The 13,077-nt window shown below is 71.8% G+C and carries 9 protein-coding genes; 4 read left to right on the top strand and 5 right to left on the bottom strand.

Annotated elements, in window-relative coordinates:
* The first annotated feature begins 262 nt into the window (after positions 1-262).
* Together ACX9MN_RS22350 and ACX9MN_RS22345 are read left to right on the top strand one after the other, a co-directional pair.
* A complete protein-coding gene (locus ACX9MN_RS22350) occupies positions 263-1,645 on the top strand; it encodes a 2-hydroxycarboxylate transporter family protein (protein WP_489725497.1) in 1,383 nt (460 codons plus the stop codon).
* A gap of 24 nt (positions 1,646-1,669) precedes the next feature.
* Positions 1,670-2,977: an MFS transporter gene (locus tag ACX9MN_RS22345; protein WP_091979345.1), complete on the top strand. Its 1,308-nt coding sequence runs from the start codon at positions 1,670-1,672 to the stop codon at positions 2,975-2,977.
* 13 nt (positions 2,978-2,990) lie between these two features.
* On the opposite strand, the gene ACX9MN_RS22340 is transcribed toward ACX9MN_RS22345, so the two are convergent.
* Complete coding sequence (locus tag ACX9MN_RS22340; protein ID WP_056531487.1) at positions 2,991-3,644, bottom strand: GntR family transcriptional regulator; 654 nt, start codon at positions 3,642-3,644, stop codon at positions 2,991-2,993.
* Between the two features lie 116 nt (positions 3,645-3,760).
* Between ACX9MN_RS22340 and tcuA the strand changes: the two genes are divergently transcribed.
* Together tcuA and addB are read left to right on the top strand one after the other, a co-directional pair.
* Entirely contained in the window at positions 3,761-5,257 is a 1,497-nt protein-coding gene (gene tcuA / locus ACX9MN_RS22335) for an FAD-dependent tricarballylate dehydrogenase TcuA (RefSeq protein ID WP_091676348.1), read from the top strand.
* A 117-nt stretch (positions 5,258-5,374) separates the two neighbouring features.
* On the top strand, positions 5,375-8,536 hold the full coding sequence (addB, locus tag ACX9MN_RS22330; protein ID WP_489725496.1) for a double-strand break repair protein AddB: 3,162 nt from the start codon (positions 5,375-5,377) through the stop codon (positions 8,534-8,536).
* A 151-nt stretch (positions 8,537-8,687) separates the two neighbouring features.
* Here the strand turns inward: addB and ACX9MN_RS22325 are convergent, their stop codons facing one another.
* From ACX9MN_RS22325 to ACX9MN_RS22310, 4 genes are all read right to left on the bottom strand, one after another.
* Positions 8,688-9,917, bottom strand: a complete 1,230-nt coding sequence (locus tag ACX9MN_RS22325; RefSeq protein ID WP_091676352.1) for an acyl-CoA dehydrogenase — start codon at positions 9,915-9,917, stop codon at positions 8,688-8,690.
* 113 nt (positions 9,918-10,030) lie between these two features.
* Entirely contained in the window at positions 10,031-10,960 is a 930-nt protein-coding gene (locus ACX9MN_RS22320) for an AEC family transporter (protein ID WP_489725495.1), read from the bottom strand.
* Positions 10,961-11,220: 260 nt separating this feature from the next.
* A complete protein-coding gene (locus ACX9MN_RS22315) occupies positions 11,221-11,700 on the bottom strand; it encodes a hypothetical protein (RefSeq protein ID WP_056531494.1) in 480 nt (159 codons plus the stop codon).
* A 92-nt stretch (positions 11,701-11,792) separates the two neighbouring features.
* On the bottom strand, positions 11,793-12,995 hold the full coding sequence (locus ACX9MN_RS22310; RefSeq protein ID WP_489725494.1) for a trans-sulfuration enzyme family protein: 1,203 nt from the start codon (positions 12,993-12,995) through the stop codon (positions 11,793-11,795).
* Between the last annotated feature and the right edge of the window lie 82 nt (positions 12,996-13,077).

Here is a 13,077-nt window from a genome sequence, read left to right as displayed (position 1 = left end):
CCGATGCTGTCATGGCCCGGTCGGCCGCGTGGCCAATTCTCTGCGCTGTGATCACGACGGAGACGGGATCTTAATCCCCGCCGACGGGACAGGTCGCGTCCTTTGTTCCCTGGATCGCGTTGCCGCCCTTCATTCGCGCTGATACGCCGGATGTCACTTTATCGCCGCCGATCGTGCGCGGCCCGATGGATCGCGGCCCGGCGCGCGGTCGCGAGGGCGCGGCGAAGCGGCCCGCGAGCGGTCAGAGATCCGGGGGGACGCCATGACCAGCACCGTTTCACCGAGCCCGATCCCGTCGCCGGCGGAGGGCCGGGCCGAGGACGGGCGCGCGGCCCGGTTCTGGCCGGACGTCTGGTGGCGGCTGATCGACTTCAAGATCGGCATCATACCGCTCCCGATCTTCGTCGTGCTGGCGATCCTGCTCACCGTCCTGGTCCAGGAGGGCGAGATCAAGCCCGACGGGCCGACCATGATCGCCGTGCTGGTGATGGGCGGCTTCACCTGCGCGGAGATCGGCAAGCGGATCCCGATCCTGAAGAACATCGGCGCCGGGGCGATCTTCGCGACCTTCATCCCCTCGGCGCTGGTCTACTACGCCCTGGTGCCGCCGCAGATGGTCAAGGCGATCACCGATTTCACCAAGTTCACCAACTTCCTCTACATCTACATCGCCACGATCATCGTCGGCTCCATCCTCGGGATGGACCGCGAGGTCCTGATCAAGGGCTTCCTCAAGATCTTCGCGCCGCTCGCCCTCGGCTCGGTGGCGGCGGCCCTGGTCGGGACGCTGGTCGGCACGCTCCTCGGCCTCGGCCCCTACAAGACCTTCTTCTTCATCGTCGTGCCGATCATGGCGGGCGGCGTCGGCGAGGGGGCGATCCCGCTCTCCATCGGCTACGCGGCGATCCTGGGGATGCAGCAGGGCGTGGTCTTCGCTCAGGTGCTGCCGCCGGTGATGCTGGGCTCCCTGACCGCGATCATCCTGTCGGGCACGCTCAACTCCGTCGGCAAGCGCTACCCGCACCTCACCGGCGAGGGCCGCCTCCAGCCCGATTCGGACGGCATCAAGTCGAGCGACGCCCAGGCCAAGGCCGAGGCGGCCAAGGGCCAGATCGATCCCGCCACGATCGGTGCGGCCGGGCTCACGGCGATCACCCTCTACCTGCTCGGCGTCATGGCCCACCACCTCGTCGGCCTGCCGGCGCCGGTGGCGATGCTGTTCCTCGCCGTCCTGGCGAAGCTCGCCAGCGCGGTGTCGCCCCATCTCCAGGCCGGCGGCTTCGTGGTCTACAAGTTCGTCCAGGTCTCGATGACCTACCCGCTGCTCTTCGCCATCGGCGTCGCGCTGACGCCCTGGCACGAGCTGATGGCGGCCTTCACTCTGGTGAACCTGGTCACCATCGTGTCGACCGTCGTGACGCTGATGACGGTCGGCTTCTTCGTCGGCCGCTGGCTCGGCATGTATCCGATCGAGACCGCCATCGTGAACGCCTGCCACAGCGGCCAGGGCGGCACCGGCGACGTGGCGATCCTCACGGCGGCGAACCGCATGGCCCTGATGCCCTTCGCGCAGATCGCCACCCGCATCGGCGGCGCGCTGACGGTGACCGGCACGATCGTCGCCATGAAGTGGATCGGTGCCTGACGGGCACCCGGAAAGGACGTCGTCATGGCCGGTGATCCCGGGGCCGTCGGGGCCACGCTCAAGTCGCGGATCGGCGCGATCCTCCGCTCGACGAGCGGCAACTTCCTGGAGATGTTCGACTTCTTCCTGTTCGGGTTCTACGCCACCTACATCGCGCGGGCGTTCTTCCCCTCGGGCAACGAGACCACCGAGCTGCTCCTGACCTTCGGCACCTTCTGGCTCGGGGCGCTGATGCGGCCGCTCGGGGCGATCGTGCTCGGCGCCTATATCGACCGGATCGGCCGCCGGAAGGGCCTGATCATCACCCTCGCCATCATGGCGAGCGGAACGGTGCTCATCGCCTTCTGCCCGAGCTACGACACGATCGGGGTCGCGGCCCCGCTGATCGTGCTGGCCGGGCGCCTGCTGCAGGGCTTCTCGGCGGGCGTCGAGATCGGCGGCGTCTCGATCTACCTGTTCGAGATCGCCACGCCGGGCCGGCGCGGCTTCTACACGTCGTTCCAGTCGGCGAGTCAGCAGGTGGCGATCATGTTCGCCGCCCTGATCGGCTACGGGCTGAACGCGTTCCTGACCAAGCAGCAGCTCGGCGATTTTGGCTGGCGCATCCCGTTCTTCATCGGCTGCCTGATCGTGCCGTTCATCTTCTTCATCAGGCGGTCGCTCCAGGAGACGCAGGAATTCGCCAAGCGGACCCGCCACCCGACCACCCGCGAGATCCTGACCACGGTGGCCGCCAACTGGCGGATCGTGCTGCTCGGCATGATGCTGACCACGATGACGACGGTGACGTTCTACATGATCACCGTCTACACCCCGACCTTCGGCAAGAACGTCCTCAAGCTCACCGAGACCGACAGCCTGATCGTGACGCTGTTCGTGGCGATCACCAACTTCGTCTGGCTGCCCGTGGGCGGAGCCCTGTCGGACGCCATCGGCCGCAAGCCGGTGCTGCTGACGATCTCGACCCTGTCGCTGCTGACCACCTACCCTGCGCTGCACTGGCTCGTGGCCGACCCGACCTTCGGCAAGATGCTCGCCGTCGAGCTGTGGTTCTCGTTCTTCTTCGGAGTCTACAACGGCGCGATGGTGGTCTCGCTCTCGGAAGTCGTGCCGGCCCATGTCCGCGCCAGCGGCTTCTCGCTGGCCTACAGCCTCGCCACCGCGCTGTTCGGCACGGCGACGCCCATGGTCTCGACCTTCCTGATCGAGAAGACCGGCGACCGGGCGGCGCCGAGCTACTGGCTGATGGCGGCGGCCGCCTGCGGCATCGTCGCGACGCTCGCCCTGTTCCGCGGCCGGCCCGGTCTGGAGCGCGTGCCGGCCCACGCCTGAGGGTCGGGGGCCCTCAGCTCTCCTGCCAGATCCGGATCCGCGCCTTGAAGGCGGCGCGGATATGGGCCCGGGCCGCGGCCTCGGCGGCATCCCCGTCGTGGGCTCGGATCGCCGCCACGATCGCCGCGTGCTCGGCGAGCGATTCCGCGGCGCGGTCGGGTGCCGCCAGCGTGGTGGCGCCCGGGAGCAGCACCAGGGACAGGCGCATCGTCTCCAGCGTGCCCTGCAGGAAGCGGTTGCGCGCCGCCCCGTGGATCTGGCGGTGGAACAGCCGGTTGGTCCGTGCCAGCGCGGGCGCGTCGCCGAGCAGCGTCCGGTCCCGGGCGACCATCTCCTCCAGGATCTCGGTCTCGACCGTGCTGGCGTGGATCGCCGCGAGGCGCGCGGCCGTCCCCTCCAGCACCTCGCGCAGGTCGTAGAGCTCGCTCACCTGCCCGTAGTCGAGCTGCGCCACGCTGGCGCCCCGGTGCGGCTCGTGGGCGACGAGTCCCTGCGCCTCCAGCCGGCCGAGCGCCTCGCGGACCGGCGTGCGGCTGATCTGGAACCGCTCGGCAAGCTCCGCCTCGCGCAGGCGGCTGCCGGGGGCGAGCTCGCCCTCCTCGATCGCCCGCAGCAGCCGCTCGTAGGCGCCGGCGCCGCTGGAGCGCTCCGCTTCGCTGGCCTTCATGTCCGGCTCTCCTCGGCTCGGCCATAGCGCGAAACCGTGACGCCTGAAACGCTTGCGAGAAATTGCATGCAGACGTATACAATGCGTTGAGAGCAGCCACTGGAGAGGAGGCAGGCATGCAGCGTCCGGACGATGCGCCGTGGGATGTGGTGGTGGTCGGCTCGGGCAACGCCGCCATGAGCGCCGGTCTCGCCGCCCTGGAGCGCGGCGCCTCGGTGCTGATGATCGAGAAGGCCGAGCGGGACCTCGCCGGCGGCAACACCGCCTACACGGCCGGGGCCATGCGCTTCGTCTACGCGGGCAACGACGACCTGATCCCGCTGCTGGTCGATCCCGAGGACCCGCGCCTGCCGCGGACCGATTTCGGTGCCTACACGGCACAGAAATTCGAGGCGGACCTGCTCGGCTTCAATGACGGGCGGCCGCTCTCGCGCGAGCAGCGCATCCTGATCGACGAGAGCGGCGCGGCCCTGCGCTGGCTGGCGACGCAGGGGGTGAAGTTCGAGCCGATCTACTCCCGTCAGTCGTTCGAGAAGGACGGGCGCTTCGTGTTCTGGGGCGGCCTGACGCTCGCCACCCACGACGAGGGCTTCGGCCTCGCCCGGGCCGAGCTGGAGGCCTTCACCCGGGCCGGCGGCGAGATCCGCTACGGCTGCCCAGCCCGGGGCCTGATCGTGGAGGACGGGCGCGTCGTCGGCGTGGAGACGCCGCAGGGTCCGGTCCGGGCGACGTCCGTGGTGCTGGCCTGCGGCGGCTTCGAGTCGAACGCCGCCCTCCGGACACGCTTCATCGGCGAGGGCTGGGACAAGGCCCGGGTACGCGGCACGCCCCACAACCAGGGCGACGGGCTGCAGATGGCGCTCGACCTCGGCGCGAAGGCCCACGGCTTCTACGGTGGCTGCCACGCCACGCCGATGGACCTGCACACCCCCGATTACGGCAACCTCGAGCTGCCGCACGGCGAGCGCAAGCACTACCGGAAGATCTGCTACTTCCTGGGCCTCATGCTGAACGCGGACGGAGAGCGGTTCGTCGACGAGGGCAAGAATTTCCGCAACTACACCTACGCCCAGTTCGGCCGCTCGATCATGGAGCAGCCCGGGCACGTGGCGTGGCAGATCTTCGACGCCAAGGTCGATCACCTGCTCTACAGCGAGTACCGGTTCCACGACGCGCACTTCGTCGAGGCCGACACCCTGGACGGGCTCCTCGACAAGCTCGAGGGCATCGACCGCGCGGCGGCGCGGCGGACCATCGCGGCGTTCAACGCCGCCGTGGACGAGAGCGTGCCCTTCGACCCGACCGTGAAGGACGGGCGCGGCACGAAGGGGCTCGCCCTGCCGAAGTCGAACTGGGCGCAGAGGATCGAGACCGGGCCGTTCAAGGCCTACCCGGTCACGGGCGGCATCACCTTCACCTACGGCGGCGTCGAGGTCGGCGACGACGGCGGCGTGAAGCGCGCGGACGGCGGCGCGATTCCCGGCCTCTACGCCTGCGGCGAGATGGTCGGTGGCGTGTTTTTCAACGGCTATCCCGGCGGCTCGGGGCTGACCTCCGGCGTCGTGTTCGGCCGCCGCGCCGGCTACGGCGCCGCCGCGAGGGCGAAGGGCTGAGGTCAGCGGCGGAGCGCGACCGAACTCCTCCGATGCGGGGAGGGAAGCCGCGCGATCGTTCCCCAGCGGCCCATCGTCCCCTGTCCGCCGCCCCGGCGCGGGCGTAGAAGCCCAGCCATGCCCGCCCGACAGGCCGTCTTCACCATCTCCCGCGGCGTCCCGTTCCTGCCGACGCTCGCCGAGGCGCTGCTCTCCGGCCGCCTGGTCGGGCCGGTGGCGGACGATCCGCTGGCGCTCGCCTCCGTCACGATCTACCTGCCGACCCGCCGCGCGGCCCGGGCGCTCGGCGCGATCCTGGCCGAGAGGCTCGGCCGGGACGCGCCCGGCCAGGCGACGCTGCTGCCGCGGATGGTGCCGCTCGGCGAGGCCGACGAGGCCGAGCTCGACCTCGCCGCCGAGCCGCTGCTGGAGGAGAACGCCGACCCCCTGAGCATCCCGATGCCGCCGCTGGAGCGCCGGCTGATCCTGGCCCGCCTCGTCCAGGCCTGGGCCAGGACCGTCGACCGGACGCTGCTGCCGCTGGACGCCGAGGTGCCGTTCCTGGTGCCGTCCTCCCCCGCCGACGCGGTCGGGCTCGCTGGCGATCTCGAGCGCCTCATGGACGCGCTCACCGTCGAGGGCCTGCCCTGGTCGGAGATCGGCGCGGCCGTCGAGGCCGAGTATTCCCGCTACTTCGGCCTGACCCTCGACTTCGTGAAGATCGCCGCCGAGAACTGGCCGAAGCTCCTGGCCGAGCGGGGCCTCGCTGATCCGGTCGCCCGCGCCCGCGGGCTCGTGCTCGCCGAGGAGCGTCGCCTGTCGCGCGGCGCGACGCCGGACCCGGTGATCGTCGCCGGCTCGCTGGGCTCCGTCCCCGCCACGGCCCGGCTCATCGCCGCCGTGGCCAAGCTGCCCCACGGCGCCGTGGTCCTGCCCGGGCTCGATCTCGACCTCGACGCGGCCGGCTGGGACGGCATCGACACCGGCGAGGGTTTTTCCCGCGTGATCGCGCACGGCCATCCGCAGGCGGTGCTGCACCGGTTGCTCGGACCGGAGAACCTCAACCTCGACCGCGCCGAGGTCGTCGCCCTCGGCGAGCCCGACCCCGGCCAGGCGGCGCGAGCCGCGCTCCTGTCGCAGGCCCTGCGGCCGGCCGATACCACCGACGCGTGGGCCGCCCTCGACCCGGCCGCGCGCGACACCGTCGCCCGCCTCGGCCTCGAGGGGCTCGCGCTCGCCGAAGCGGCCGACGAGCGCGAGGAGGCGCTGGTCGCGGCGCTGGCGCTGCGCGAGACCCTGCAGACCCCCGGTGCCACTGCGGCGCTCATCACGCCCGACCGCGGGCTCGCCGGCCGGGTCGCCGTCGAGCTGCTGCGCTGGGGCATCGTGGCCGAGGATTCCGCCGGGCTGTCCCTGGCCGTGAGCCCGGCCGGGCGGCTCGCCCGGCTCGCGGCGGAACTCGCCGCCGACCTCGCCCGCGATCAGGCCGACGCGATCCCGGCCCGGCTGATCGCGCTGCTCTCCCATCCGATGGTCCATCTCGGCCTGCCGCGTCCCGACGTGGTCCGGGGCGCGGCCGCCCTGGAGATCGGATTGCTGCGCGGCCCCGTCCCGGCCCCGGGCTTCGACGGCCTGCGCAAGGCCCTCGCCGCCGAGCGCGCCGGGCCGCCCGAGCACCGGCCCCGGGCCAAGCGCCGCCTGAAGGACGTCGACTGGGAACTGGCCGCGGACCTCTTGGACCGGCTGGATCTGGTGTTCCGGGATTTCCCGGGCCCGGACGGCGCGGGCGATTGCGACCTCGTCACCACCGCCACCGGGCACCGAGCGGCGTGCGACCGGCTGATCGCGGGGCCGGAGGACGCGCCCGAGGAGACGGACGGCTCCCTGTCCTGCCTGGACGCCCTGTTCGACGACCTGGAGATGGCCGAGCCCGGCCTGATGCCGGGCCGGTTCGACGATTACGCCACTTTCTTCACGTCGCTCGCCCGGGAGCGCAAAGTCGCCTGCTCGGGCGAGGCGCCGCATCCGCGCCTGCGCATCCTCGGGCTGCTGGAGGCGCGCCTGCTCTCGGTGGACCGCGTGGTGCTCGGCGGGCTGGACGAGGGCGTCTGGCCGGTGCGCACGCTGACCGACTCGTTCCTCAACCGGCCGATGCGCGAGCGGGTCGGACTCAACCCGCCCGAGCGGCGGATCGGGCAGATGGCCCACGACTTCGTGCAGGCGCTCGGCTGCCGCGACGCGGTGATCACCCGCGCGTTGAAGCGGGAGGGCGCGCCGACCGTGCCGTCGCGCCTGATCCAGCGCCTGCGCGCCCTCTCGGGCGACGCCCGCTGGGACGTCGTCCTGCACGCGGGGCGCCGGCTCGCGGGCCTCGCCGCGCGGCTCGACACGGCGCCGCCGGAGCCGCGGCTGAAGCGCCCCGCGCCGAAGCCGGACCCGGCGCTGTTCCCGCGCTCGCTCAGCGTCACCGAGATCGAGACGCTGGTGCGCGATCCCTACAGCATCTTCGCCCGCCACGTGCTCGGGCTCGACCCGCTCGATCCGCTGGCGGCGGCGCCGGGCGTCGCCACCCGCGGCTCCCTGGTGCACGACGTCTTCGCGGAATTCGCCAGTCGCCATCCCAAGGACCTGCCGCTGGACTCCGCGGAGCGGCTGCTGAACTTCGCGGTGAACGCCTTCAGCGACATCGAGGCGGAGTACCCGAACCTCTACGCCGAGTGGTGGCCGCGCTACGAGCGCATGGCTTCGGCCTATCTGGACTGGGAGACCCAGCGCCGGCCCGGCCTGACCCGGGTCTACCCGGAGGTCTCCGGGCGCTGGGCGATCCCGATGGGGCGCGAGACCTTCACGCTGCGCGCCCGGGCCGACCGGATCGAGCTGCGGCCGGACGGCACCGCCTGCATCGTCGATTACAAGACCGGGACGCCGCCCTCGGGCAAGATGATCTTCTCCGGGTTCTCGCCGCAGCTCACCCTGGAGGCGGCGATGCTGATGCACGGCGCCTTCGCGGATCTGCCGGCCGTGAAGACGACGCCGGACCTGCTCTACGTCCACGCCTCGGGCGGCCGGAAGCCCTTCGTCCCGATCCCGGTGAAGCCGCCCCGGGGCGAGGAGCGCGGGGTCGAGCAGATCGTGGCGGAGCACGCCGCGCGGCTCCGGGGGCTGGTGGCCCGGTTCATGACCGGCGAGGCGGCCTACACGGCGCGGCCCTACCCGCAATACGCCAGCCGGTACGGCGCCTACGACCACCTCGCCCGGGTGCTCGAGTGGTCGCTCGCCGGGGACGAGGGCGGGGAGTGACCCCGCCCACGCCCTCATCCTGAGGTGCCGAAGTGCAGCGGATGTCTCGAGGAAGCCTCCCGATATCGCCGCGGTTCCGGGGGACTTCTTCGAGGCGACTGCGCCGCACCTGAGGATGAGGTGACCCGGTGGGAGGCGCGTCCTCCGCGCCTCAGAAGAACGCCTGCAGCCCCGTCTGGGCCCGGCCCAGGATCAGGGCGTGGACGTCGTGGGTGCCCTCGTAGGTGTTCACCGTCTCGAGGTTCTGGGCGTGGCGCATCACGTGGTACTCGCCCATGATGCCGTTGCCGCCGTGCATGTCCCGGGCGGTGCGGGCGATGTCCAGCGCCTTGCCGCAATTGTTGCGCTTGACCAGCGAGATCATCTCGGGCGCCATCTTGCCCTCGTCCATCAGCCGCCCGACGCGGAGCGAGGCCTGGAGGCCCAGCGCGATCTCGGTCTGCATGTCGGCGAGCTTCTTCTGAACGAGCTGGGTCTGCGCCAGGGGCCGGCCGAACTGCTTGCGCTCCAGCGTGTAGGTGCGGGCGCGGTGCCAGCAATCCTCGGCGGCGCCCATCGCGCCCCACGAGATGCCGTAGCGCGCCCGGTTGAGGCAGCCGAACGGCCCCTTCAGCCCCGAGACGTTCGGCAGCAGCGCGTCCTCGCCGACCTCGACGCCCTCCATGACGATCTCGCCGGTGGTGGAGGCGCGCAGGGACAGCTTGCCCTTCAGCGTCGGGGCGGACAGGCCCTTCATGCCCTTCTCGAGGACGAAGCCGCGGATCGCGCCCTCGTGCGCGTCGGACTTCGCCCAGACCACGAACACGTCCGCGAAGGGGGCGTTCGAGATCCACATCTTGGCGCCGGAGATCCGGTAGCCGCCGTCGATCTTCTCGGCCTTGGTCTTCATGCCGGCCGGGTCCGAGCCGGCATCCGGCTCGGTGAGGCCGAAGCAGCCGATCCACTCGCCCGAGGCGAGCTTCGGCAGAAACTTCTCGCGCTGCTCCTCCGAGCCGTAGGCGTGGATCGGGTACATCACGAGGGAGGATTGCACGCTCATCATCGAGCGGTAGCCGGAATCCACCGCCTCGACCGCCCGCGCCACGAGCCCGTAGGCCACGTAGGAGGCGCCCGCGCAGCCGTACTCCTCCGGGAGCGTCACGCCGAGCAGGCCGAGCTCGCCCATCTTGCGGAACAGGCCGGGATCGGTCTTCTCGGTGGCGTAAGCCTCCACGATCCCGGGCAGCAGCTGCTCCTGCGCGAAGCTCTGAGCGACGTCGCGGATCGCCCGCTCGTCCTCGGTGAGCTGATCCTCCAGCAGGAAGGGATCGTCCCAGACGAAGCGGGCCGAGGCCGGGGCCGACGGGGAGGCGCTGCCCGGAGGGCGCATCGGAGCGTTCATCGAGATTCCTCGCCTGCAGGGTGGCGCGGGTCTTCGCGGCCCGCGCGCTTGACCCTACCCTAGACCCGCGCGCCGCCCGGTCCAACGCGCGCGGTGACGCCGGGGCGCCGCCGTCACGCGCGGCCGAGGAGCATGAGCCAGAGCAGCGTGGTGAGCGGCGCCAGCAGCGTCGAGACCAGGACCGAGGCCGCGACCATGCCGGTCTCGGTCCGGTAGCGCGCCGCCAGCAGGTAGGCGTTGATCCCCACCGGCATGGCGGCGAACAGGGTCGCGACGCCCGCGTAGGCGGCCGGCATCGCGAAGACGTGGAAGGCCAGGAGCCAGACCGCCAGCGGGTGCAGGAGGTTCTTCAGGAGCGCGATCACGAGCGCACCCTTGAGGTCGAACAGCACCCGGTAGCGCTTCAGGCCGGCGCCCAGCGCCACCAGGGCGCAGGTGGAGGCCGTGCCGGCGAAGGCGTCGATCAGCGACTGGGCGATGCCGACCGGCGCGAGGCCGAGGGCCTTCATGGCCATGCCGATCAGCAGCGCCACGAAGATCGGGTTGCGCAGCAGCACCAGGGCGAGCCCGCGGATCCGCGCCAGGACCGGCAGGCCGGAATCGGACTCGATCAGGAAAGTGGCGCTGCCCATCATCAGGGGCAGGTGGACGGCCAGCAGCATGAACAGCGGGAAGGCGCCCTCCTCGCCGTAGGCCTGGAGGATCATCGGGACGCCCACGAACACCGTGTTCGACTGGCTCGCCGCGAAGCCGTGGAGGATAGTACCCCGGCGCTCGATCCCGGCCCGCCGCCGGGCGATCAGCGTGCCGACGGACCACGAGATCGCCGCGCCGCCGAAATACGCGACCCAGTAGGACCACGCGATGGTCCCGCTCATCCCGGGCTTGGTCAGCGTGGCGATGATCAGCGCCGGGACGGCGACGGCGAAGACGTATTCCGACAGCCCGTCACTGACCTTGTCGGAGAGGAGCCCCGCGAGGGCGGCGGCCCAGCCGATCAGGACGATCCCGAAGATCGGGGCGATGATGGCGAGGGCGTTCACGGGGCCGGCGGGAGCGGGGGCTGATGCGCGGGGGGAGGACTCGGCCCATAGCACGCCCGCGCGCCGCGTCGCGCCCCGTCGGAAGCTGTGCTGGCATGCCGGACGAGAGGGGGGAGAATCACCGCGCCGCCGAGCGCGCCCGGGTCGCCGCGGCGGTGCGGGCCCTCATCGCGGGCACCCGGTAACGCGCCGGCCGCGAGACCGTCGACGTCCCCTTCGTCACCACGGCCGACAGCGGCGCGTGACGGCGCCCGCGCCGCCTACTTGTTCTCCAGCACCTGGATCGGATCCGTGCGCTGGCTCGCGGGCGGTTCCTTGGTCAGGTTGGCGCCGCCCTCCCGCTGCACCTTGACGTCCTTCGGCGCACCCGGCCCGCCCACCGCGCGGCCGCCCTCGGCGCTCTGGGTCGGCACCGTGCCGGACGCCAGTTCCAGGCAGGTCACCATCTCGACGTAGGAGGGGAAGCCGCCCGCCTTGAACTGGTTCTGGCACTGGCTCTTCGCGGCGGGCGTGTAACTGCTCCAGTGGCGCTCGGCCTCCTTCTTGGCGTCGCGCTCGGAGCGGATGCAGCCGTCGTAATTCGCCTTGTCGCTGATGCTCGTGTTGGCGACCTGAGCCGACCGGCAGGTCCGCTCGACGTCGAGATCGGGCACGGCGTCGGCCCGGGCGGAGGCCGGCGCGAGCGCCAGGATGAGCAGCGCGAAGGTGCCGGGGACCATCGTGCGGGAACGGGTCGTCATGTCGTCAGACTCGCGATCTGTGGCGGTTCGCGCCGCCGGAACTGCCGGCACAACGCGCCAGGAGACGGTTCGGCACCAAGCGCCCGCGACGATCAGCCCGCGTGGGCGCCGCGCAGGGCCTGGTCGAGATCGCCGTACAGGTCGTCCGTGTCCTCGATGCCGGTGGACAGGCGCAGCAGGTCCGGCGGGCAGGGGCTGCCCGGGCCTTCCACCGAGGCGCGGTGCTCGATGAGGCTCTCGACGCCGCCGAGCGAGGTTGCCCGCTTCCAGAGCCGCACCCGCGCCGCCGTGGCGATGGCGCCGGCCTCGCCGCCGGCGACCCGGATCGACAGCATGAAGCCGAACCCGTCCCGCATCTGCCGGCGGGCGACCGCGTGGCCGGGATCGTCCGGGAGGCCCGGGTAGAGGACGCGGGTCACGTGCGGGTGCCCGCTCAGGCGCCCGGCGAGGCGCAGGGCGCCCGCCGCCTGCGCGGCCGCCCGCAGGTGCAGGGTCCGGAGCGAGCGCATCAGCAGGTAGGCCTCGAACGGCCCGAGGATGCCGCCGCTGCCGGCGCGGATCCCCCGGATCCGCTCCCAGAACGCGTCGGCCCGCGCCCCCGCCAGCACGCCCGCAACCACGTCGGAATGACCGTTCAGGATCTTGGTGGCCGAGTGCATCACGATGTCGGCGCCGAGTTGCAGAGGGCGCGTGTGCACCGGTGAGGCGGCCGTTGAATCGACGGCGAGCCGCGCCCCCGCCGCGTGGGCGATCTCGGCCGCCGCGGCGATGTCGGTGACGGTCCAGAGCGGATTGCCGGGGGTCTCGATCCAGACGAGCTTGGTCCGGCCGGGCTCGATCGCGGCGCGCAGGGCGTCCGCGTCGTCCGTGTCCACGAAACTCAGTGTGAGGCCGCGCCGGGGCGCCTCCTCGCGCAGCCAGCGCTTCAGAGCCCAGTACATGACCGTGCCGGCGACCACGTGGTCGCCGGGCTCCAGCGCGCCGAACACCGCGGTCGCCGCCGCCATCCCCGAGCCGAACAGCAGCGCGCCGGCGGCGGCGCCCTCCAGCATCGCCAGGACCGACTCCGCCTCGCGCACCGTGGCGTTGTCGGGCCGCGCGTAGCTGTAGCCGGAGCTGTAGCCGTTGTCGGGATCGCGGATGAAGGTGGTGGCGACGTGGAGCGGCATCACCACCGCCCGCGTCTCCGGCTCGATCCGCCCCATGGCCTGGGCGGCGAGGCTCCGGCGCGTGTATTCCGGCTCGGCGTCGCTCCGGGTATCCGACGGACCCTGCGGCGCGTAAGGCTGTGACATCTGGCGATTCTCGGCGGATGGAGACGGGCGCGTGCCACGGCGCGCGGGTGCCGGCAAGCCGCGCCACATGCCGCGCCACATG

It is taken from the genome of Methylobacterium sp. 1A, from assembly GCF_058072805.1.
This window is presented reverse-complemented; position numbering and strand designations above follow the sequence as displayed.

What these genes read in the sequence shown, in the direction of transcription:
- tcuA (WP_091676348.1), top strand. Translation starts at nt 3,761, where the DNA reads ATGCAGCGTCCGGACGATGCGCCGTGGGATGTGGTGGTGGTCGGCTCG.
- ACX9MN_RS22325 (WP_091676352.1), bottom strand. Translation starts at nt 9,917, where the DNA reads ATGAACGCTCCGATGCGCCCTCCGGGCAGCGCCTCCCCGTCGGCCCCG.
- ACX9MN_RS22310 (WP_489725494.1), bottom strand. Translation starts at nt 12,995, where the DNA reads ATGTCACAGCCTTACGCGCCGCAGGGTCCGTCGGATACCCGGAGCGAC.
- ACX9MN_RS22315 (WP_056531494.1), bottom strand. Translation starts at nt 11,700, where the DNA reads ATGACGACCCGTTCCCGCACGATGGTCCCCGGCACCTTCGCGCTGCTC.
- addB (WP_489725496.1), top strand. Translation starts at nt 5,375, where the DNA reads ATGCCCGCCCGACAGGCCGTCTTCACCATCTCCCGCGGCGTCCCGTTC.
- ACX9MN_RS22340 (WP_056531487.1), bottom strand. Translation starts at nt 3,644, where the DNA reads ATGAAGGCCAGCGAAGCGGAGCGCTCCAGCGGCGCCGGCGCCTACGAG.
- ACX9MN_RS22345 (WP_091979345.1), top strand. Translation starts at nt 1,670, where the DNA reads ATGGCCGGTGATCCCGGGGCCGTCGGGGCCACGCTCAAGTCGCGGATC.
- ACX9MN_RS22350 (WP_489725497.1), top strand. Translation starts at nt 263, where the DNA reads ATGACCAGCACCGTTTCACCGAGCCCGATCCCGTCGCCGGCGGAGGGC.